General features: G+C 71.3%; 20 protein-coding genes and 1 tRNA gene. 8 read left to right on the top strand and 13 right to left on the bottom strand.

All coding sequences use genetic code 11. The features are described 5' to 3' along the window. Nucleotides 1–19 precede the first annotated feature (19 nt). The 6 genes from pknB to K377_RS10890 all read right to left on the bottom strand — a co-directional run bounded on the left by pknB (nt 20) and on the right by K377_RS10890 (nt 8,210). On the bottom strand, nt 20–2,020 hold the full coding sequence (gene pknB, locus K377_RS10920) for a Stk1 family PASTA domain-containing Ser/Thr kinase (protein ID WP_111663026.1): 2,001 nt from the start codon (nt 2,018–2,020) through the stop codon (nt 20–22). 205 nt (nt 2,021–2,225) lie between these two features. After that, the gene (locus K377_RS10910) at nt 2,226–3,689 is read right to left on the bottom strand and encodes a penicillin-binding protein 2 (RefSeq protein WP_111663025.1); all 1,464 of its coding nucleotides are present in this window, start codon (nt 3,687–3,689) and stop codon (nt 2,226–2,228) included. Next, nucleotides 3,686–5,125, bottom strand: coding sequence for an FtsW/RodA/SpoVE family cell cycle protein (locus tag K377_RS10905; protein ID WP_111663024.1), 1,440 nt, complete (start codon nt 5,123–5,125; stop codon nt 3,686–3,688). Before K377_RS10905 ends, K377_RS10910 begins: the two co-directional genes overlap by 4 nt. Nucleotides 5,126–5,150: 25 nt before the next feature. Then, nucleotides 5,151–6,704: a Stp1/IreP family PP2C-type Ser/Thr phosphatase gene (locus tag K377_RS10900; protein ID WP_237551470.1), complete on the bottom strand. Its 1,554-nt coding sequence runs from the start codon at nt 6,702–6,704 to the stop codon at nt 5,151–5,153. A 137-nt stretch (nt 6,705–6,841) separates the two neighbouring features. Further along, entirely contained in the window at nt 6,842–7,360 is a 519-nt protein-coding gene (locus tag K377_RS10895; RefSeq protein ID WP_111663023.1) for an FHA domain-containing protein, read from the bottom strand. Between the two features lie 10 nt (nt 7,361–7,370). Continuing rightward, nucleotides 7,371–8,210: a DUF3662 and FHA domain-containing protein gene (locus K377_RS10890; protein ID WP_111663022.1), complete on the bottom strand. Its 840-nt coding sequence runs from the start codon at nt 8,208–8,210 to the stop codon at nt 7,371–7,373. Nucleotides 8,211–8,655: 445 nt separating this feature from the next. Between K377_RS10890 and K377_RS10885 the strand changes: the two genes are divergently transcribed. Then, nucleotides 8,656–8,739, top strand: a tRNA-Leu gene (locus K377_RS10885). Between the two features lie 179 nt (nt 8,740–8,918). Here K377_RS10885 and K377_RS10880 read toward each other — a convergent pair. After that, nucleotides 8,919–9,572, bottom strand: a complete 654-nt coding sequence (locus tag K377_RS10880) for an FMN-dependent NADH-azoreductase (protein WP_111663021.1) — start codon at nt 9,570–9,572, stop codon at nt 8,919–8,921. Between the two features lie 203 nt (nt 9,573–9,775). Here K377_RS10880 and K377_RS10875 point away from each other — a divergent pair, with 203 nt between their 5' ends. The 4 genes from K377_RS10875 to K377_RS10860 all read left to right on the top strand — a co-directional run bounded on the left by K377_RS10875 (nt 9,776) and on the right by K377_RS10860 (nt 13,084). Then, nucleotides 9,776–10,096, top strand: coding sequence for a helix-turn-helix domain-containing protein (locus tag K377_RS10875; protein WP_237551495.1), 321 nt, complete (start codon nt 9,776–9,778; stop codon nt 10,094–10,096). Between the two features lie 187 nt (nt 10,097–10,283). Next, nucleotides 10,284–11,738, top strand: coding sequence for a DUF2252 domain-containing protein (locus K377_RS10870; protein ID WP_111663019.1), 1,455 nt, complete (start codon nt 10,284–10,286; stop codon nt 11,736–11,738). Nucleotides 11,739–11,817: 79 nt separating this feature from the next. Further along, nucleotides 11,818–12,705 carry a hypothetical protein gene (locus K377_RS10865; protein ID WP_111663018.1) on the top strand — a complete coding sequence of 296 codons (888 nt, stop codon included), beginning with the start codon at nt 11,818–11,820 and terminating at the stop codon, nt 12,703–12,705. A gap of 31 nt (nt 12,706–12,736) precedes the next feature. Continuing rightward, entirely contained in the window at nt 12,737–13,084 is a 348-nt protein-coding gene (locus tag K377_RS10860; RefSeq protein WP_111663017.1) for a rhodanese-like domain-containing protein, read from the top strand. Between the two features lie 10 nt (nt 13,085–13,094). On the opposite strand, the gene K377_RS10855 is transcribed toward K377_RS10860, so the two are convergent. From K377_RS10855 to paaA, 6 genes are all read right to left on the bottom strand, one after another. Next, the gene (locus K377_RS10855; RefSeq protein WP_111663016.1) at nt 13,095–14,261 is read right to left on the bottom strand and encodes an acyl-CoA dehydrogenase family protein; all 1,167 of its coding nucleotides are present in this window, start codon (nt 14,259–14,261) and stop codon (nt 13,095–13,097) included. A 139-nt stretch (nt 14,262–14,400) separates the two neighbouring features. Continuing rightward, nucleotides 14,401–15,489 (bottom strand): 1,2-phenylacetyl-CoA epoxidase subunit PaaE, encoded by a 1,089-nt coding sequence (paaE, locus tag K377_RS10850; RefSeq protein ID WP_111663015.1) that lies wholly within the window; start codon nt 15,487–15,489, stop codon nt 14,401–14,403. Next, nucleotides 15,489–16,055, bottom strand: a complete 567-nt coding sequence (paaD, locus tag K377_RS10845; RefSeq protein WP_111663014.1) for a 1,2-phenylacetyl-CoA epoxidase subunit PaaD — start codon at nt 16,053–16,055, stop codon at nt 15,489–15,491. The genes paaE and paaD overlap by 1 nt, the downstream gene beginning before the upstream one ends. Next, nucleotides 16,049–16,795 (bottom strand): 1,2-phenylacetyl-CoA epoxidase subunit PaaC, encoded by a 747-nt coding sequence (gene paaC, locus K377_RS10840; protein WP_111663013.1) that lies wholly within the window; start codon nt 16,793–16,795, stop codon nt 16,049–16,051. The genes paaD and paaC overlap by 7 nt, the downstream gene beginning before the upstream one ends. Continuing rightward, nucleotides 16,792–17,103, bottom strand: a complete 312-nt coding sequence (gene paaB, locus K377_RS10835) for a 1,2-phenylacetyl-CoA epoxidase subunit PaaB (protein ID WP_111663012.1) — start codon at nt 17,101–17,103, stop codon at nt 16,792–16,794. The genes paaC and paaB overlap by 4 nt, the downstream gene beginning before the upstream one ends. Next, the gene (gene paaA, locus K377_RS10830) at nt 17,100–18,107 is read right to left on the bottom strand and encodes a 1,2-phenylacetyl-CoA epoxidase subunit PaaA (RefSeq protein ID WP_111663011.1); all 1,008 of its coding nucleotides are present in this window, start codon (nt 18,105–18,107) and stop codon (nt 17,100–17,102) included. Before paaA ends, paaB begins: the two co-directional genes overlap by 4 nt. A 290-nt stretch (nt 18,108–18,397) precedes the next feature. Here paaA and K377_RS10825 point away from each other — a divergent pair, with 290 nt between their 5' ends. From K377_RS10825 to K377_RS10815, 3 genes are read left to right on the top strand one after another with little or no spacing between them, the layout of a single operon-like run. After that, a complete protein-coding gene (locus tag K377_RS10825) occupies nt 18,398–19,213 on the top strand; it encodes a DUF5819 family protein (RefSeq protein WP_111663010.1) in 816 nt (271 codons plus the stop codon). After that, nucleotides 19,210–20,475 carry an HTTM domain-containing protein gene (locus tag K377_RS10820; protein WP_111663009.1) on the top strand — a complete coding sequence of 422 codons (1,266 nt, stop codon included), beginning with the start codon at nt 19,210–19,212 and terminating at the stop codon, nt 20,473–20,475. The genes K377_RS10825 and K377_RS10820 overlap by 4 nt, the downstream gene beginning before the upstream one ends. 10 nt (nt 20,476–20,485) lie before the next feature. Beyond that, a complete protein-coding gene (locus K377_RS10815; protein WP_111663008.1) occupies nt 20,486–21,292 on the top strand; it encodes an RNA methyltransferase in 807 nt (268 codons plus the stop codon). The last annotated feature ends 17 nt before the right edge of the window (nt 21,293–21,309 follow it).

Here is a 21,309-nt window from a genome sequence, read left to right as displayed (position 1 = left end):
CGCGTACGCGGGGTGCGGGTCAGCCGTTGTTGCCGCCGAGGAACCCGCCGTTGCCGTTCCCGCCGTTGTTGCCGCCGTTCCCGCCGATCGTGGTCAGGGTGACCGTGGCGCTGGCCGGGTCGACCTGGCTGCCGGGGGCCGGGTCCGCGTTGGCGACCACGGCGTTGTCGTCGCCGCTGCTGCCGTCCGCGAGCTGGATGTTCTTGAAGCCCGCGTCCTGGAGCATCTTCTTGGCGTCCTTGAGCGAGCGGCCGCGCACCTCGGGCACCGCGGTCTGGGCCGGTGCCTTCGCGACGGTCAGGGTGACCGTCGAGTTGGGGTCGGCCTGGGAGCCGGCGACGAGGCTCTGCTTGAAGACCTTGCCGGCCTCGACCGAGGCGTTCTCCTCCTCGGTGCAGGACGCCTTCAGGTCGGCCTCCTGGAGCTTGGCCGTGGCCTGGTCGCAGGTGAGGTTGGTGCCGGAGGACACGTCCGGGACCTGGGTCTGGGCCTTCTCCTTGGACACCGTGATGGTGACCTTGGAGCCGGACTGCTTCTCCTCGCCCGGGTCCGGGGTCTGGCTCAGGACCTTGCCGGGCTCCTGCGTGGACTCCTCGGACTTCACGTTGACCTCGAAGCCCTTGCCCTCCAGGATGCTGCGGGCCTCGTCCTCCGTCTTGCTGATGACGTTCGGGACCGCGACCTTCGGCGCGCCCGTCGACATCCGGAGGGTGATCGTGTCGCCCTTGGCGAGCGAGCCGTCCTCGGGGTCCTGCTTGCAGACGGTGTTGACGGGCTCGTCCTTGCAGGCCATGCTCGAGCCCTTTTCGACCTTCAGGTCGACGTTGCTCGCCTTCTTCTGGGCGGACTTGAAGGTCTCGCCCACCAGGTTCGGCACCGGAATCTTGGCATCGTCGCCGCTGCCGCTGTCGCTGGTGATCCACTTGCCGATCAGGATCGCCCCGATCAGCACCAGGATGCCCGCGACGATCAGCAGGATCGTCGACGTGCGGTTCTTGCCCTGCTGCTGGCGCCTGCGGTCGGGGCGGTCGTCGTAGCCGTAGCCGCCGTCGTCCGGGTTGACCGGGGGCAGCATCGACGTCGGCGCCGCGCCGTTCTGCTGGCCCAGCATCATCGTCTGCTGGTCGTTCGGGCCGCCGCCGTAGCCGACCGCGCCCATGGCGGCGGTGGCGGCGACGGGCTGCCCGTCGAGGCAGGCCTCGATGTCGGCGCGCATCTCGTCGGCCGACTGGTAGCGGTAGTCGGGGTCCTTCGTCAGCGCCTTGAGGACGATGGCGTCCATCTCGGGCGTGATCTCGGAGTCGAAGACCGACGGGGGCTGCGCCTCTTCGCGTACGTGCTGGTAGGCGACCGCGACCGGGGAGTCCCCGACGAACGGCGGACGGACCGTCAGCAGCTCGTACAGCAGGCAGCCGGTCGAGTAGAGGTCGGAACGGGCGTCGACCTGCTCGCCCTTGGCCTGCTCGGGCGAGAGGTACTGCGCCGTGCCGATGACCGCGGCGGTCTGCGTCATCGTCATGCCGGAGTCGCCCATGGCGCGGGCGATGCCGAAGTCCATGACCTTCACCTGACCGTTGCGGGTCAGCATGACGTTGGCCGGCTTGATGTCACGGTGGACGATGCCCGCCCGGTGCGAGTACTCCAGGGCCTGGAGGATGCCGACGGTCATCTCCATGGAGCGCTCCGGCAGGAGCTTGCGCCCGGAGTGCAGCAGCTCGCGGAGTGTGGAACCGTCGACGTACTCCATCACGATGTACGGGATGGAGACCTGGTCGACGTAGTCCTCGCCCGTGTCGTAGACCGCCACGATCGCGGGGTGGTTGAGCGAGGCGGCCGACTGGGCCTCCCGGCGGAACCGGGCCTGGAACGACGGGTCACGCGCGAGGTCCACCCGCAGCGTCTTCACCGCTACGGTGCGGCCGAGCCGGGTGTCGTGCGCGAGGTAGACCTCCGCCATGCCACCACGGCCGAGCACCTGGCCCAGCTCGTACCGGCCGCCGAGGCGACGCGGCTCTTCCATGGTTACCTACCAGCCCTCTCCGTCGGTCCCGACCGTCCCGTGCGGGGTCGGGCGGTGTGCTGTCCGGGCATACCGTACCCGGCTTGCCCAGCGTGACCTGGCCGCCACCGAGACCCGTGACAGGACCGGTATCGCCACGTGCGTCAATGTGAAGAACAGGTGACCGGGCTCACAGATTCTGGTGAAGCCCGGTCACGGTCCGTCGCTACTTGCTGTTGATGACCGCTTCCATCACGCTCTTCGCGATCGGGGCGGCCAGGCCGCCACCGGAGATGTCCTGGCGGCTGGCGTCGCTGTCCTCGACGACCACGGCCACCGCGACCGGCGTTCCGGAGCTGGTCTTGGCGTAGCTGACGAACCAGGCGTACGGCTTCTCGCTGTTGTCGACACCGTGCTGGGCGGTACCGGTCTTGCCGCCGACGGTGGCACCGGCGATCTTGGCGTTGCTGCCCGTGCCGCCCGGGTCGTTGACGACCGTCTCCATCATCGACTGGAGCTTCTGCGCGTTGTCCTCGGAGAGCGGCTGGCTCAGCTCCTCCGGCTCGGTCTTCTCGATGGTGTCGAGGTTCGAGGCCTTGAGCTCGTCGATCATGTACGGCTTCATCAGCTTGCCGTCGTTGGCGATCGCGGAGGCGACCATGGCCATCTGCAGCGGGGTGGCAGCGGTGTTGTACTGGCCGATGGACGACAGGGCGGTCTGCGACCGGTTCATGTCGTCGTCGAAGTTCGACGCGCTCGAGCGGACCGGGACGAACTGCTCCTTGTTGAAGCCGAACTTCTCGGCCTCCTCGACCATCTTCTCGTTGCCGAGGTCGGAGCCGATCTTGCCGAAGACGGTGTTGCAGGAGACCTTCAGGGCGACCCGCAGCGTCGCGTCCTTACAGGGGATGTTGCCCTCGTTCTTCAGCGGCGTCGTGGTGTCCGGCATGGTCCACGGCAGCGGCGTGTCCGTCTTCTGGTCCGGGTCGTAGTCGCCGCTCTCCAGCGCCGCCGCGGCCGTGACCAGCTTGAACGTCGAACCCGGCGGGTAGGTCTCGCGCAGCGCGCGGTTCAGGAGCGGCTTGTCCTTGTCCTTGTCCAGCTTGGAGAAGGTCGCGCCGTCGTCGTTGCTGTTGCCGGCGAACGACGACGGGTCGTACGACGGCGTCGAGGCGAGCGCGAGGATCTTGCCGGTGGACGGCTCGATGGCGGCCACCGCACCCTTGCCGCGGTTCTTCAGGCCGTCGTACGCGGCCTCCTGCGCCTTGGCGTTGAGGGTGGTGACGACGTTGCCGCCCTCCTTCTTCTTGCCCGTGACCATGTCGAGCGTGTTGCGGAAGAAGAGCCGGTCGTCGTTGCCGGTGAGGATCCCGTCCTCGATGGACTCGATCTGGGTGGCGCCGACGACCTGCGAGGCGTATCCGGTGACGGGCGACCACATGGGCCCGTCCTTCCAGGTCCGCTTGTACTTCAGGTCGGTACCGCTGGTCGCCTTCGAACCGGTGATCGACTTGCCGTCGACGATGATGTCGCCGCGCGGTGTCGAGTAACGGGCGATGGCGACGCGGCGGTTGTTGTCGTCGGAGGCGAGGCTGTCGGCCTTGACGTACTGGAGCCAGTTGTCGCGGATCAGCAGGGTCAGGACCAGGAGTCCGCAGAAGATCGCGATGCGGCGCAGGGGCTTGTTCACGGTCGGACCACCTGGGTCATCTCGGCGTCGGGGCTGGGCGTCGGGCTGGGGGCGGGCCGGCGCGCGGTGTCGCTGATGCGGATCAGGATGCCGATCAGCGCCCAGTTCGCGATCACCGAGGAACCGCCGTACGCGAGGAACGGCATCGTCATACCGGTCAGCGGGATGAGCCCCATGACACCGCCGGCGACGACGAAGACCTGGAGGGCGAAGGCGCCGGACAGACCGACGGCGAGCAGCTTGCCGAAGGGGTCGCGGGCGGCGAGGGCGGTGCGCACACCACGCTCGACGATCAGTGCGTAGATCAGCAGCAGCGCCATCAGGCCGGCCAGGCCCAGCTCCTCGCCGAACGTGGCGAGGATGAAGTCGGAGTTCGCGGCGAACCGGATCAGGTCGGAGTGGCCCTGGCCGAGACCGGTGCCCAGCGTGCCGCCGGAGCCGAACGCCCACAACGCCTGCATGGCCTGCTCGGAGTGGCCGCCCACGCCCTGCCGGCTGAGCAGGTACTCCTTCATCGGGTCGAGCCAGGCGTCGACACGCTGCTGGATGTGCGGCTCGAAGCTGGCCACACCGACGGCGCCGACCGCGGACATCATCAGACCGAAGACGATCCAGCTGGTCCGCTCCGTGGCGACGTACAGCATGATCACGAACATGCCGAAGAACAGCAGCGAGGTACCGAGGTCGGTCTCGAAGACCAGGATGAGGATCGAGATCGCCCACACCACGATGATCGGCCCGAGGTCGCGGCCGCGCGGCAGGTAGAGCCCCATGAAGCGGCGCGAGGCCAGCGCCAGCGCGTCCCGCTTCACCATCAGGTAGCCGGCGAAGAAGACGGCCAGGGCGATCTTCGCGAACTCACCGGGCTGGATGGAGAAGCCGCCGATGTGGATCCAGATCTTGGCGCCGTAGATGTTCACGCCGAGGCCCGGGACCAGTGGCAGCAGCAGCAGGACGATCGCGCCGAGCATCGAGATGTACGTGTAGCGCTGCAGGACGCGGTGGTCCTTCAGGAAGATCAGCACCACGATGAAGAACGCGATGCCGATCGCCGTGTACATCAGCTGCTTGGGCGCGGCACTGCCCGCCTGCCCGATCGACTGGAGCAGCTTCGACTGGTCGAGCCGCCAGATGACGACGAGCCCCAGGCCGTTGAGGAGCGTGGCGAGCGGCAGCAGCAGCGGGTCCGCGTACGCCGCGAATTTCCGTACGACGATGTGGGCGACGCCGGCGAGCAGGCCGAGACCGAGGCCGTAGCCCAGCAGTCCGGCCGGCAGCGAGCCGTCGAGCGCGAGGCCCACATTGGCGTACGCGAAGACCGGGATGACCACGGCGAACGCCAGCAGGGCCAGCTCGGTGTTGCGCCGGCTGGGTGCGCCGATCGCGCCGATGGTCGACGTATGGGTCGTGGAACTACTACTGAGAGAACTGCTCATGGCGTGCTGAGGCCCCCAACGGCTTCTACTGCTGTGCGCACGCCTTGGCCAGCTGCTGCTCTTCGTCGGAGAGAGTGGGGCCAGGAGTGGGCGTGGGAGAGGACTTGGACTTGCCGGACGGCGACGAGGACGAGTTCGGCGTGGGGGTGGCGGTCGCCACGCGGTACGACGCCTTGGACGCGGTCCCACCACTGGTGGTTCCGCCGGCTTCGCCCTCGCCGGTCTTGGAGTTCTTCTCGCTCTCGGCCTTCTGCCGCTCGGCCTGCTTCTCGCATGCCGTCGCCTGCGCGGACAGTTCGTCGATCTTGTCCTGGGCGGCTGCCAGGTCGCCTTCGGTGATGGTCGCCTCGACCTGCTTCTGCTGGTAGGGCGGCAGGTACTTGAGCGCGATCTCCGGGTGGTCCTTCTCCACCTTCGACAGGTTCACCCAGGCAAGGTCCTGGTTGATGCCGCGGTAGAGCGCCACGTGATCGTCGTTCGAGCCGACGAAGTACTGGGTCTGCGTCCAGCGGTAACCGCCGTAGAGACCACCGCCGATGACGCCGAGGGCGAGCACGATGTACAGCGATCTCTTGAGCCACTTGCGGCCGCGGCGCGGCTTGACGAAGTCCTCGTCCGTGTACGCGCCGAAGTCCCCCTCGGGCGCGTAACCGTCGGACTCTCCGCTGCCGGGCGGGCCGAACTCGCCGCCACCGCCCTGGCCCGGCACCGGCCGGTTCGAGCCGCGGCCGAGCGCCGCCGCGCGGCCCGCCGGGGTCTCCATGGCGCCGCTGTCGTGCAACTGGTGCTGGTTCTCGGCGACCGCGCCCACGATGACCGGGGCGTCGGAGATGTGTCCGGCGAGGGTGTCCCCGCCGTCGATGTCGAGGACATCGGCGACGATCACGGTGATGTTGTCCGGGCCGCCGCCGCGCAGGGCGAGCTGGATCAGGTCCTGGACGGTCTCCTGCGGGCCCTGGTAGCTGGCGAGGGTCTCCTCCATCGTCTGGTGGGAGACGACGCCGGACAGGCCGTCGGAGCAGATCAGATAGCGGTCGCCGGCCCGCACCTCGCGGATGGAGAGGTCGGGCTCGACGTGGTCGCCGCTGCCCAGCGCGCGCATGAGGAGGGACCTCTGCGGGTGCGTGGTGGCCTCTTCCTCGGTGATGCGGCCCTCGTCGACGAGGCGCTGCACCCAGGTGTGGTCCTGCGTGATCTGCGTGAGGACGCCGTCGCGCAGCAGGTACGCGCGCGAGTCGCCGACATGGACGAGGCCGAGCCGCTGGCCGGTCCACAGCAGGGCGGTGAGGGTGGTCCCCATGCCCTCCAGCTGGGGGTCCTCCTCGACCATCATGCGCAGCTGGTCGTTGGCCCGCTGCACGGCGGTGCCGAGCGAGGTCAGGATGTCGGAGCCGGGCACGTCGTCGTCGAGGGCGACGATGGTGGAGATCACCTCGGAGGAGGCGACCTCACCGGCGGCCTGGCCGCCCATGCCGTCGGCGATCGCGAGGAGCCGCGGACCGGCGTAGCCGGAGTCCTCGTTGCCCTCGCGGATCATGCCCTTGTGCGATCCGGCGGCGAAGCGCAGTGACAGACTCATGCGCACCTGCCCCGTTGATTCCGACTCCGGGTACATCCGCACGGTGCCCACCCTCCGGTCGGGAGCGTGCCGGTGTCCCGGTCCGGGACAACCGCGTCGGCTCGCTCGCTCCGCTCGCGCCTAATCATGATGTAGCACTACTTCCGCAGCTCGATGACGGTCTTGCCGATGCGGATCGGTGCACCCAGGGGGATCGGCGTGGGGGTCGTCAGACGGTTCCGGTCGAGGTACGTGCCGTTCGTGGACCCGAGGTCCTCGACGATCCACTGGCCGTCCCGGTCCGGGTAGATCCGGGCGTGCCTGCTGGACGCGTAGTCGTCGTCCAGCACGATCGTGCTGTCGTGCGCGCGGCCGAGCGTGATGGTCTGCCCCTGGAGGGCGACCGTGGTGCCCGTGAGGCTCCCCTCGGAGACCACCAGCTTGGTCGGGGCCCCGCGCCGCTGGCGGCCCCCCGCCTGCTGCTGGCGCTGCTGCGGCGGCGTGGCCGCCTGTCGTGCGGTCTGCTGCTGCTGGCGTCCGCTGTCACGGCGCGAGCCGCGAGCGGTGACGCGCGTGCCGAACAGGTCGCTGCGGATGACCTGTACGGCCACGATCACGAACAGCCACAGAACGGCCAGGAAACCCAACCGCATGACCGTCAGGGTCAGCTCTGACATTGCCCCCGCTTCACCCTTCGGCTTGCCGGTAAACGATGGTGGTTTGGCCCACGACGATCCGCGAGCCGTCGCGGAGCGTAGCGCGGGTCGTGTGCTGGCCGTCCACCACGATCCCGTTCGTGGACCCGAGGTCCTGGATCGTGGAGGGGGTACCGGTGCGGATCTCGCAGTGCCGGCGCGAGACGCCGGGATCGTCGATCCGCACGTCGGCCTCCGTGGAACGGCCGAGCACGAGGGTGGGGCGGGAGATCTGGTGGCGGGTGCCGTTGATCTCGATCCAGTGCCGGACGCGGGCGCCCGGCTGCGGGCCCGCGGGAGCGGCGGGCCGCTGCGCGGCTGGGGCCTGCGCGGGCCGGCCGGGCGGCGGCGCGGACGGCATCGGCGGGGCCGCCGCGGGCGGGTAGCCGTAGCCACCGGGCGCCTGCGGCCGGCCGGCCGCGGGGCGCTCGGCCCGCTCGGGCTGTGCCTGGCTGGTGGAGGAGGCGAGGGTGCGGCTGCGCACCCGGTACAGACCCGTGTCCAGGTCGTCCGCCTTCTCCAGGTGCACCTTGATGGGGCCCATGAAGGTGTACCGCTGCTGCTTCGCGTAGTCCCGCACCATGCCGGACAGCTCGTCGCCGAGCTGTCCCGAGTAGGGGCTCAGGCGCTCGTAGTCCGGTGCGCTGAGCTCCACGATGAAGTCATTGGGGACGACGGTCCGCTCGCGGTTCCAGATCGTCGCGTTGTTGTCGCACTCGCGCTGCAGCGCGCCCGCGATCTCGACGGGCTGGACCTCGGACTTGAAGACCTTCGCGAAGGTGCCGTTGACCAGACCTTCGAGACGCTGCTCGAACTTCTTCAGGACTCCCATGAGGCACCTCCTTCTTCGTAGCCGTCCTGCTTGCCGTGACGGTCGCGCTCTCGTGCTTCGTCGTACTGCTTACTGATCGTATCCACGCGTCGGGAAATCGGCTGGTTCCCCCTGTCCGCCCGGTCGACGAGTGTCGACGCTCACAGACTGCTCCGAGGCTTCCGCTACGGACCCTCTGGAGAGGGATCGTAGAGGTGGCCTCCGAACAGTGTCCCGTACGCGGCTGTGGAGCGGTCGGGGTCCGGCAAGGCCGCGACCGGACTGTGGCCGGCGCACGGCACCTGGGGGCCGCCGCCCCATGGTGAGGGGTGACGGCGACCTGCGTCGGGTGCCCGTCGGATGCCCGCGGAATCGGATGTGAATCCACCCCTGACAGCGTGCTAATCTTCTGCATGTCGGAAGGCGCCGGGCCCACAAGGGCAAGGAGCCGGAGGACACACCCAATGCGCGGGTGGCGGAATAGGCAGACGCGCTGGATTCAGGTTCCAGTGCCCGAAAGGGCGTGGGGGTTCAACTCCCCCCTCGCGCACAGCGAAAAGCCCCGCAGATCTTCGGATCTGCGGGGCTTTTGCGTTGCCGTGAACAGGAGCGTGCGCCGGTGTGCGAGGGGCACGCGGGGGCGTACGCGCGTGTGAGGCGCCGCGGGTCGACGGGGGGTCGACGATCCGCGGCGCCTCTGTGGGTTATGTCACCTTCGGACGATCACCTTCAGGCGGCGATGCGGGCGGCCACGGCCTTGCCCTTCTCCTGCGCGTCCTGGAGGGCCTTCTCGCGGGAGGCCTCGAAGAGGGGGACGAGCTCGGACATGGCCGGGTTCGTCGGGGCCATGGTCAGCTCCGGGACGATGAAGTCGAGGTCGAGCTGCAGGGTGTCGCGCAGGGTGGCGCCCAGGAAGTTCTGGACGTACTCCATGCCCTCGCGCGGGGTGCCCGGTGCGTAGGAGCCGCCGCGGCTGGCGACGACGGTGACCGGGGTGCCCTTGGCGGCCGGGGCGTCGATGCCCGCGGTGCGGCCGAACAGGATCACGTTGTCCAGCCAGGCCTTCAGCGTCGACGGGATCGAGTAGTTGTACATCGGGGCGCCGATCAGGATCGCGTCCGCGTTCTCCAGCTCCTCGATGAGCCGCACGCGCTCGGCGAAGGCGGCGGCCTGCTCGGGGGTGTGGTCGTCGGCGGCGGTGAAGCCGGCGAGGTGGGTGTCGGCGGTGATGTGCGGCACCGGGTCCGCTGCCAGGTCGCGGTAGACGACCGTGCCCTCGGGGTGCTGCTCCAGCCAGGCGTTGCGGAAAGCCTCCGTCACGGGGCGCGAGGACGAGGCGGAGCCGGAGAAGACCGAGGAGTCGAGGTGCAGCAGGGTGGCCATGGGGGGTGTCTCCCGACGTATGGGCTGTAGAAAGTACGTAGCTAGTAATAGCACAGGTACTTACTTTTTTTCATCTGCGTACGGGAAACCAGTACCCTGGCCCCATGGCGGGCAGCGAGCAGGACAGGAAGCGGGCGGACGCACGCGGTGCGCAGGCACCCGCGGTGCACACCCCGGAGGCGTGCTCGACGGTCGATATCGGCATGACCCGGGTCTTCGGGCTGCTCGGCAAGCGCTGGACGGGGCTGATCGTGGCCGCGCTGATCCAGCGGCCCGTGCACTTCGCCGACCTGCGCCGGGCCATCCCCGGCATCAGCGAACGCATGCTGTCCGACCGGCTCACGGAGCTGGGCAACGTCGGACTCGTCCTGCGCCAGGTAGACGAGGGGCCGCCGCTGCGGGTCTCCTACCGGCTCACCGAGGCCGGCTCGGCGCTGAAGCCGTCGCTGGACGAGCTGGGGGACTGGGCCGCGAAGTATCTGGGGGCCGAGGGCGGGACGTGCCCGGAGGAGTTCCGGAAGTAGCCCGACCGCGGGGGTGGCGCCGGGTCCGCGGCTGTGGAAAAACGGTGGTCGGGCGGCGGAGTTGTGCACAGGCCGTGGGTTTTCCACAGGGCCCGGCGGAGTGCGGTGCGCGGCGGTACGGTCGTGGCCGGTTCGACGAGCGGTGTGGTGTGCACGTGTCCCGTACGGGACGGGGGAGGCGATCGGCATGGGTGGAATCGGCGATGTGGTGGCTCTGCCGCGGCAGGGCGAAGGGGGCGGTCGGGTCCGGCGGCTGCCGCGGGTGGACGGATTCGCGGAGATCCTCGCGGAGACGGCGCGCGGCGAGTCCCCGAAGGCGGCCGGCAAGGCCCTGCGCGGCGACGTGCCCAGGGCCGCGCACGACGCCTTCGCGCCGGACGCGGGGCGGCCCGACGCGGTGACCGCCGTCGAGGAGTCCAATCGCGGCAGGATCGAGGAGCTGACCCCGATCCGGGTCGGGCGGATGGCCGCGACGCCCTTCGCCTTCCTGCGCGGCTCCGCCGGCCTGATGGCGTACGACCTGGCGCGCACCCCGCTGACCGGCATCGGCGCGCAGATCTGCGGCGACGCCCACGCCGCCAACTTCGGTCTGTACGGCGACGCCCGCGGCGGCCTCGTCATCGACCTGAACGACTTCGACGAGACGGTGCACGGCCCGTGGGAGTGGGACGTGAAGCGGCTCGCTGCCTCGCTGGTCCTCGCGGGCCGTGAGGCGGGGGCCGACGAGGACACGTGCAGGCAGGCGGCGCACGACGCGACGGGTGCCTACCGGCGCACCATGCGGCTGCTCGCGAAACTGCCCGCGCTGGACGCGTGGAACGCGATAGCGGACGAGGAACTGGTCTCGCACACCGACGCCCACGATCTGCTCGGCACGCTGGAGCGGGTCTCGGAGAAGGCGCGGAACAACACCAGCGGGCGGTTCGCCGCCAAGTCCACGATCGGGGTGGCGGGCGGCGGCAGGCGGTTCGTGGACGCGCCGCCGGTGCTGCGGCGGATACCGGACCAGGACGCGGCCGCCGTCGCCGGTTCGCTGGGGGCCTATCTGGCGACGCTGTCCGAGGACCGGCTGCCGCTGCTCGGGCGGTACGCGATCCACGACGTGGCGTTCCGGGTCGTCGGCACGGGAAGCGTGGGCACCAGGTCGTACGTGGTGCTGCTCCTCGATCACCGCGGAGAGCCGCTGGTGCTCCAGGTGAAGGAGGCGCGGCCGTCGGCGCTGCTGCCGCATCTGGCGACCGTCGGCTTCACGCCGGGACCGGTCGCGCACGAGGGGCGCCGGGTGGTGCTCGGGCAGAAGCGGATGCAGGTGGTCAGCGACGCCCTGCTGGGCTGGACCTCGGTCGGTGAACGGCCTTTCCAGGTGCGGCAGTTCCGCAACCGCAAGGGCAGCGTCGACCCGGCCGCGCTCGCCGCCGACGAGGTGGACGACTACGCGCGGATGACCGGAGCCCTGCTCGCCCGCGCCCATGCCCACAGCGCCGACCCGCGGCTGATCGCCGGGTACTGCGGGAAGAACGAGGAGCTGGACGAGGCCGTCGCGTCGTTCGCGGTGACGTACGCGGACCGCACCGAGGCGGACCACGCGGAGCTGGTGCGGGCCGTCAAGAAGGGGCGGGTGGCCGCGGAGGCGGGGGTCTGACGGCGCGGGGCCGGGATCGGGGGCGGGGCACCGGTCGGCGCCGGATCACCCCTGCCGGGCCGTGCCCTACGCTGGACGGGTGACGACCCCGGAGACCGACGACGTGGCAGGGCAGCCCGAGGAGCAGCCTCGGGAGCGGCTCAAGGACCAGCTGAAGGAACGGATCGAGCGGTCTCGGGAGCAGGAGCGCGAGCGGCCCGAGGAGCGACTGGAGCGGGCGGTGCGCGCCGCCGAGCAGGCGCTGATCGAGTTCGAGATCGCCGTGGAGACCTTCCGGGTCGAGGTGGAGAACTTCTCCCGCCTCCACCACCAGAAGCTCGGCCCGATGTACGCCCGGCTCGACGAGCTGGAGGCGCTGATCGCCGAGGCGACGGCCGAGCGCACCGGGGACCCGGAGGACCGCAGCCGGGCCGACGAGGCGCGGGCGCGGGTCATGCCGATGCCGGGTGTCGAGGAGCTGTTCCACGGGTGGATGGACGGGGACGGACTGTTCCCGGAGGCCGTCGCGATGCTCACCGACCAGCCGGTGCGCCCGCCGCAGCGGGTGCGGCCCAGCGAGGAGGCCCGCAAGCTCTACCGCGAGCTGGCCCGCAAGGCCCACCCCGACCTGGCCCAGGACGACCGGGAGCGGGAGCGGCGCGACGAGTTCATCTCGCGGGTGAACGCGGCGTACGCGCGCGGCGACGAGCCCCTGCTGCGGGAGCTCGCCGAGGAGTGGGCGGCGGGTCCGGTGCCGCCGGAGCGGGAGCCCTCGCCGAGCGAGGAGCTGTACGCCCGGCTCGACTGGCTGGCCCGGCGCAAGGAGCTGCTGACCGCCGTGGCCCGGGAGCTGGAGGAGGGCGCGATCGGCTCGATGCTGCGGATGGCGCCGGACGACCCGGACAAGCTGCTCGACGAGATCGCCGAGCAGCTGCTCGCGCAGGTCGCCGAGCGGGAGGCCGAGCTGGAGCGGATCACCGCGGGCTGATCGCGGTGATCGGTCGGGTAGCGTCGGGGGCATGGTCTTTGGTTCTGGTGTGCCCACGGTCGGTGTCGACGAGCTCAAGGAAGGCGACTTCCTGCTCGACGTGCGGGAGAACGACGAGTGGCACGCGGGTCACGCCGCGGACGCGCTGCACATTCCGATGAGCGAGTTCGTCGCGCGGTTCGGCGAGTTCACCGAAGCGGCCCCGCAGGACGGCCGGGTCAACGTGGTGTGCCGGGTCGGCGGGCGCTCCGCCCAGGTCACCGCCTATCTGGTGCAGCAGGGCATCGACGCGGTGAACGTCGCGGGCGGCATGCAGGCGTGGGAGGCGGCCGGCCGCCCCGTCGTGGACGACAAGGGACAGCCGGGCGCCGTCGTCTGAGCGGTGCCGCTCAGCCCAGGGGATGGGCGGCGAGCAGATCGCCGAGCGCCTCCTCGTGGGCGGCGGCCGGGCCGAGCGAGAGCTCCAGGTGCTTGGCCCAGGCGTGGTAGCGGTGCAGCGGGTAGTCCGTGTCGGCGCCGAAGCCGCCGTGCAGATGCTGCGCGGTCTGGACGACGCGGCGCACCCCGTCGGACGCCCAGCTCTTGGCGACCGCGACATCACCGGCGAGCGGCAGCGCGCCGCCCGCCCCGGTGCCGATCCGCCAGGCCGCCTGCCACAGGGTGGCTTCCATCGCGCGCAGATCGATGTAGCGGTCGGCGGCCTGGACGGCGACGGCCTGGAACGTGGCGATCGGGTACCCGAACTGCTCGCGCTTGCCCGCGTAGTCGCTGGTCATCTTCAGCACGCCCTCGCCGAGGCCGAGCGCCAGCGCGCAGGTGCCGGTGGCGAGCAGGTCGTGCAGCCGGGGCCAGGCCGCGGGATCCTCGACGAGGTCCCGGTCGTCCAGGTGCACCCCGTCCAGCCGCAGTTCGGCCAGGCGCTCTCCGGTCGTGGAGATCTGCTCGGTGAAGGTGAGCCCCGGCGGGGAGTCGCCGTCCCCGGCCGGGCAGGGCAGGACCGCCAGCACCGCGACGCCGTCACCGGTGTGCGCGGGGACGAGGACCCGGTCGGCGCCCCAGGCCCACGGCACCGCCGTCTGCACACCGTCGAGGACCCAGCCGCCGCCCGGGCCGGTGGCGCCCTCGCGGCGTGCGGTGACCGCCAGTTCGGCCGGGTCGTGCCCGGTGCGGCCTGACGCCGCCACGGTCAGGGCGACACGGCCGTCGGCCGCACGCGGGAGGATCTCCCGCTTCAGCTCGTCGCCGCCGTACGCCTCCACGGTCGCCGCCGCCGCGCTGTGCTCCAGGAGCGGGATGCGGGCGAGGACCTTCGCGGATTCGCGCAGCACCAGGCAGAGCGCGATGGCGTCGAGCCCGGCGCCGCCGTGCTCGGGCGTGATGAGCAGGCTGAGCAGATCGGCGTCGGCGGCCTTGGCCCACAGCGCGCGGTCGAAGTCCTCGGCCACGGCGCCGGAGGTGAGCGAGGGGCTGGGCACGCTGTCGGGCGCGACCGGCGTGAACACCGCCCGCGCCGCCTCGACCGCCGCCTGTTGCTCCTCGGAGAAGGTGAAGTCCACCGGCTGTCCTCCCGTTCCTGCTCGGCTCCCGGAATCCCAGCGGGATCTGACGGAGCGTCAAGATAGAACAGGTTCTACGAGAAGGGAACAGGTGCCGGGCGTCGCGGGGAGACGCGTGGCCGGGGCGCGGCGGTGCGGGTCAGCGGTCGAAGTCCAGCTCCACCTTCTCCGTGGTCGGCCGGGACTGGCAGGCCAGGACGTACCCCGCGTCGGTCTCCTCCGGTTCGAGCGCGAAGTTCCGGTCCATGTGCACCGATCCCGAGACGAGGAAGGCGCGGCACGTGCCGCAGACACCGCCCTTGCAGGCGTAGGGCGCGTCCGCGCGGTTGCGCAGCACCGCGTCCAGCAGGGACTCGCCGTCCCGCACCGGCCAGCTCCCCGAGCGGCCGTCGAGCTGCGCGGTGACCGTGCTGTGCGCGGGAGCCGAGGCCGGGGCAGGTACTGCGGTCGCATCGGCGGCCGGGCCGCCGTCCACATGGAAGATCTCCTCGTGGATGCGGGTCCGCCGCACACCGAGGCCGTGCAGCGCCCGCTCGGCGCCCTGCACCAGGCCGAAGGGGCCGCACAGGAACCAGCCCGCGATCCGCTCCACCGGCAGCAGCGCGGGCAGCAGCGCCGTCAGCCGCTCCTCGCCGAGCCGCCCCGAGACCGGGCCTGCCTGCTGCTCCTCCCGGGAGAGGACGGTGACCAGCTGGAACCGGTCCGGGTAGCGGTCCTTCAGGTCCGCGACCTCCTCCAGGAACATCGTCGAGGCCGTCGTCCGGTCACTGCGGATCAGGCAGAAACGGGCGTCCGGTGCCCGCTCCAGAAGCGTCGAGGCGATGGACAGCACCGGGGTGATGCCGCTGCCGCCGACCACCGCCGCGTAGTGCCCGGGGGCCGGGTCGAGGGTGAAGCGGCCGGCCGGGGTCATCACCTCCAGCTCGTCTCCCGCCGCGATCTCCTTGTGGGCGTACGTGGAGAACGCGCCGCCGTCGACCAGGCGCACGCCGACCCGCAGGGTGCGCGGGGCGCCGTCGGCCGGGGCCGCGGAGCAGATCGAGTACGTGCGGCGGACCTCCGCGCCGTCCACGGTGCGGCGCAGCGCGAGGTGCTGGCCCGGGGCGTGCCGGTACTGCTCGCGCAGCTCGTCGGGGACGGCGAAGGTCAGCGCCACGGAGTCGTCGGTGAGCCGGTCGACCGCCGTGACCCGGAGCCGGTGGAAGCGGGCCCGCGCGGGTGCTGCCATCACAGCTCCTTGAAGTGGTCGAAGGGTTCGCGGCAGTCGAGACAGCGGCGCAGCGCCTTGCAGGCGGTGGAGGAGAACCGGCTGAGCAGTTCGGTCTCGGCCGATCCGCAGTGCGGGCAGACCACCGGCTCGGCGATGTCGCGCCCGGTGACCGGAGCGGCGGCGGACCCGGCGGTGTGCCGGGTCGGCCCGAGCGCGACGGGGACCGGGCCCGCGGGGGCGCGGGTGGTGCGCGGGGGCGCGATCCCGAACTCCCGCAGCTTGCGGCGGCCTTCGGGACTGATGTCGTCCGTGGACCAGGCCGGGGAGAGGACCGGGCGGACGGTGACCTCGGGGATGCCGTGCTCGTGCAGGACCCGCTCGATGTCGGCCGACATGGCCTCGATCGCGGGGCATCCGGTGTAGGTCGGGCTCAGCTCGACCTCGACGCGGCCCGGGCCGAGCGTGTGCACGGCGCGCAGCACGCCCAGCTCCTCCAGGGTCAGCACCGGCAGCTCGGGGTCGGGCACCGAGCCCGCGAGGCGCCGCAGTTCGGTCTCCAGCGGGGTGAGCGGTGCGGTCACCATGTCGCCCCCGGGTGGCTGCGGTGCAGATGCTGCATCTCGGCGAGCATCCGGCCGAACGGCTCGGTGTGCAGGCCCTGGCGTCCCGCACCCGCGCGCCAGCCGCCGCTCTGCGGGCCCTCGGGGACGGTGAGCGTCGCTTCCAGCAGGACGTCCGTGACGGCCGTGGTCCAGTCGGCCCGCAGCTCCGCCCAGTCGACGTCCACTCCCGGGAGCGGCTGGAACATCTCGCCGGTGAAGCGCCAGAGCGCGTCGACCGCGCGTCCCATGCGCGCGTGGCTCTCCTCCGTGCCGTCACCGAGCCGCAGCGTCCACTGCCGTGCGTGGTCCCGGTGGTAGGCCACCTCCTTGACCGCCTTGGCGGCCAGGGGAGCGAACTCGCCCGCGCCGTCGGCCAGTCGGCCGTACAGCAGGTGCTGGTACGTGGAGAAGAACAGCTGGCGGGCGATGGTGTGGGCGAAGTCGCCGTTCGGCTGCTCGACCAGCTGGAGATTGCGGAAGTCGCGCTCCTCGCGCAGATACGCCAGCTCGTCCTCGTCGCCGACCGTGCTCAGCAGGACGCGGGCCTGGCCGAGGAGGTCCAGCGCGATGTTCGCCAGCGCGACCTCCTCCTCCAGGACCGGGGCGTGACCGGCCCACTCCCCCAGGCGGTGCGAGAGCACCAGGGCGTCGTCGCCGAGGGCCAGGGCGGCGGTGGCGGCGGTCGTGCCGCTCGCCTGCGCGGGCTGCGTCTGCTGCGTCACAGGTGCTTCACCCCTTCCGGGATCTCGTAGAACGTCGGGTGCCGGTAGGGCTTGTCGGCGGCCGGTTCGAAGAACGGGTCCTTCTCGTCGGGCGAGGACGCCGTGATCGCCGCGGACGGGACGACCCACAGGGAGACGCCCTCGCCGCGGCGCGTGTACAGGTCCCGGGCGTTGCGCAGGGCCAGCTCCGCGTCCGGGGCGTGCAGGCTGCCGGCGTGGGTGTGGGCGAGACCGCGGCGGGAGCGGACGAAGACCTCCCACAGGGGCCACTCGCCGGCGCCGCCGGGCGCCTTCGGGGTCTCGCTCATGCTGCCCTGCCTTCTCGGGTCGGTGCCGGATCCGTGGTGGCGCGCTTGGCCGCGTGGGCCGCGGCGGCCTCGCGCACCCAGGCGCCCTCGTCGTGGGCGCGCCTGCGCTGGGTGATCCGCTGTTCGTTGCACGGGCCGTTGCCCTTGAGGATCTCCTTGAACTCCGACCAGTCGATCGGGCCGAAGTCGTGCTGCCCCCGCTCCTCGTTCCACCTCAGGTCCGGGTCGGGGAGGGTCAGGCCGAGGGAGGCGGCCTGGGGGACGCAGATGTCGACGAAGCGCTGTCTCAACTCGTCGTTCGAGTGGCGCTTGATCTTCCACTCCATCGACTGGGCCGAGTGCGCCGACTCGTCGTCGGGCGGGCCGAACATCATCAGGGACGGCCACCACCAGCGGTCCACCGCGTCCTGGGCCATCGCGTGCTGGGCCTCGGTGCCACGGCTGAGGGCGAGCAGCAGCTCGTACCCCTGGCGCTGGTGGAAGGACTCCTCCTTGCAGACGCGGACCATCGCGCGGGCGTACGGGCCGTACGAGCAGCGGCACAGCGGGACCTGGTTCGTGATCGCGGCGCCGTCCACCAGCCAGCCGATCGCGCCGACGTCGGCCCAGGTCAGCGTCGGGTAGTTGAAGATCGAGGAGTACTTCTGGCGGCCGCTGTGGAGCTTGTCGAGCAGCTCGTCGCGGCTGGTGCCCAGGGTCTCGGCCGCGCTGTAGAGATACAGCCCGTGTCCCGCCTCGTCCTGCACCTTCGCCATCAGGATCGCCTTGCGGCGCAGGGACGGTGCGCGCGTGATCCAGTTGGCCTCCGGCTGCATGCCGATGATCTCGGAGTGCGCGTGCTGCGCGATCTGCCGCACGAGCGTGGCGCGGTAGGCGTCGGGCATCCAGTCGCGGGGCTCGATGCGCTCGTCCGCGGCCACCGCCGCGTCGAACACCGCCTGGAACTCCGCGGCGCGGTCGGCGCTGTCGGTGCTCTCCACGTGGTGCGGGGCTGCTGTCGCCATTCCCGGTTCCCCTCGAACTCGGCTGCCGATGACGAGCCGATGCGGGGGCGGCCGGGCCGCCACTTACTCCCGACCGATCGTTCGGTTCGTCGGATTCAATGGTGGGACCCGGCGCCGTAAGGTGTCAACCCTGAATGACCCGGCCTGTGGATAACCTCGGCCGCCTGTGTTTCGGGGCCGCTCCCCAGTACCGTGCCGGTGCGCCGCACCCGCGGGCCGACGGCGCGGAATCGGTTCGGCGGTGGACAGGCCGGAGACGACGGGACCGGGACGGGGATCGGGGAACTGTGATGAGAACGGAAGCAGGCGCTGCGGGCGAGGCCGACGGGCCCGCACCGGAGCCGCCGGCCGGACCACCGCCCGGAGGCGACGCGCCGCCGCCCGACGCGGTGCCCGAACCGCCCGCGCCGCAGCCCCGGCGCCAGGGCTTCGCCGCCCTCTCCCCGGCCGGTCAGACCGCCGCCTCGCTGGCCCTAGCGGGCATCGTCGTCGTCACGTGCGTCCACCTCCTGATGGTGTTCCTGCACGTCGCGCCGTCGAACACGATCACCAAGCAGTACGGCAAGGCGGTGGACCAATGGGTCTACCCCGAGTTCGAGCAGAACTGGAAGCTGTTCGCCCCCAACCCGCTGCAGCAGAACATCGCCGTCCAGGCCCGCGCCGAGGTGCGCGCCTCCGGCGGGGAGCAGCGCACGACCGGCTGGTACGACCTGTCCGCCGCGGACGGCGCCGCCATCAAGGGCAATCTGCTGCCCAGCCACACCACGCAGAACGAACTGCGCCGCGCCTGGGACGTCTACCTCGGCTCGCACGACGCGCAGAACCGGTCGACCAGCCTGCGGGGCACGCTCTCCGAGCAGTACCTGCGCCGCATCCTCGTGCTCCGTTTCGACCGGCTCGGCGTCGCCGGCCGGGGCGACGTGATCGAGCGCGTCCAGATCCGTTCCCGGTCGGTCACGATCGCGCCCCCGAAGTGGAGTGACGAGAAGGTGAACCAGAAGCCGGTCTACCGGCAGCTGCCCTGGTGGACGGTGACCTCGCGCGACGCGCCTCTCGACAGCGGCGCGCACGTGCGCGCGAAGGACCGGACGGACGGTGCGCGATGAGCGGCTTCCAGCACGACGCGGCGCCGGAGCGTCCTGAGACCCGGACCGGCGAGAGCCTCGGACAGCGCGTCTCCCGGGCGCTGAGCGGCGGAGTCGAGCGGGTCACCGCGTCCGCGCTCGGCCCCTACCAGAGCGCCGTGGTCCGCATCGGGTTCTCGGCGACCTGGCTGCTGTTCCTGCTGCGCGAGTTCCCGCACCGGCAGGAGATGTACGGCCCGGACGGCCCGTGGAGCTGGGGCATGGCCCAGCAGCTGATCGCGGACAACGGCGCCTTCACCGCGCTGATGTGGTCGGACGGCCGGGTGTGGTTCGAGTTCGTCTACGTGGCCGCGGTGCTCGCCTCCGCCCTGCTGCTCCTGGGCTGGCGCACCCGCACCATGTCGGTCCTGTTCATGATCGGCGTGCTGTCGCTGCAGAACCGCAGCGTCTTCATGGGCGACGGCGGCGACAACGTCATCCACCTGATGTCGATCTACCTGGTCTTCATCCGGTGCGGACAGGTGTGGTCGCTCGACGCGCGCCGGGCGGCACGCGCGCGTGAGGGCCGATCCGGGGCGTCGGGCGTGGACCTGGCCGGGCCCGTCCTGTGGTGGGCGTTCGGGCTCGCGCTCTCGACGCTCACGTTCACGGGGAAGGTGAGCGGCGGCTGGCTGCTCCTCTTCTGGGGGCTGTGGATCGGCCACGGGCTCTGGTGGTTTGCGGGCCGCCGCTCCGAGGACGGCGAGGCGCGGCGTTTGTTCGACGTCGTCGCCAACCTCGCGCACAACGCGGCCCTGCTGATCATCATGGTCGAGGCGTGCCTGATCTACGCGACGGCCGGCTGGTACAAGATCCAGGGCGGTCGCTGGCAGGACGGCACCGCGGTCTACTACCCGCTCCACCTGGACTACTTCTCGCCCTGGCCCGCCCTGGGCGATCTGCTCAGCGCCTTCGGCCCGATGGTGATGCTCGTGACCTACGGGACGGTCATCGTCCAGGTCGCCTTCCCGTTCACCGTCTTCAACCGCAAGGTGAAGAACGTGCTGCTGGTCCTCATGATCACGGAGCATGTGTTCATCGCGATCGTGCTCGGCCTGCCGTTCTTCTCGCTCGCGATGATCGCCGCCGACGCGGTGTTCCTGCCGACGTCCTTCCTGCGGCGGGTCGGCGGCTGGGCGGCACGCGCGCGTGAGCGGGTGGCCGGCGGGCGCGCGGGCGGCGGTGCGGTGGTGCCGGAGCAGCGCCCGGCGCAGGACGCCGAGCCGTCCACCGTGCGCACGTAGGCTTCCTGCCATGAGCAAGGCGAGCACGGCGGACGGGCACGGCGGACTCCACGAGGGGGCCGACGGCGCCGAGGAGGCCGTACGGGCCTGGCGGCGGGCCGCGGACACCGCGGTGCTCCTCGACGGCTTCCACGCTCTCAAGCACGCCCTGCGCTTCGGTGCCGACGTCCGCGTCGCGCTCGCCGCCGACAAGAAGGGGGCGGGCGCCTTGGCCGACGAGCTCGCCCCCGATGTCGCGGGGGAGCTGGCCGCGCGGCTCGTGGAGGTGCCGGGGGACCTACTGCGTTCCCTCGTGCCGCGCCTGCACCCCACCGGGGTCGCCGCGCTCGCCGGCCGCCCGTCGCGGGCCGGGAACCTGGCGGCCCTCGGCCGGACGGGACGCACCACCCCGGTGATCGTCCTCGACGAGCCGCGCAATCTCGGCAACGCGGGCGCCGTCATCCGCCTGGCCGCCGGGTACGGGGCGGCCGGGGTCGTCACGACGGGCAGCCTCGACCCCTGGCACCCCACCGTCGTCCGGGGCGGGGCCGGGCTGCACTTCGCGACCGCCGTGGAGCGGCTGACCGTCGACGACCTGCCCGAAGGACCGCTGTACGCGCTCGATCCCGAGGGCGCCGACATCCGCGGCCTGACCCTGCCGGACGACGCGCTGCTCGCCTTCGGGTCCGAGCGCAGCGGCCTCTCCGACGCCCTGCGCGCGCGTGCGGACCATCTGGTGTCGCTGCCGATGCGGCCCCAGGTCTCCAGCTACAACCTGGCCACCAGCGTCGGCATGACCCTCTTCCACTGGAGCGCGCACAGCACGCAGGCTCCCTGAGAGCCCGTCTCTGGCAG

The sequence above is a fragment of the Streptomyces sp. PsTaAH-137 genome (genome assembly GCF_003259365.1).
Lineage (GTDB): Bacteria > Actinomycetota > Actinomycetes > Streptomycetales > Streptomycetaceae > Streptomyces.
This window is presented reverse-complemented; position numbering and strand designations above follow the sequence as displayed.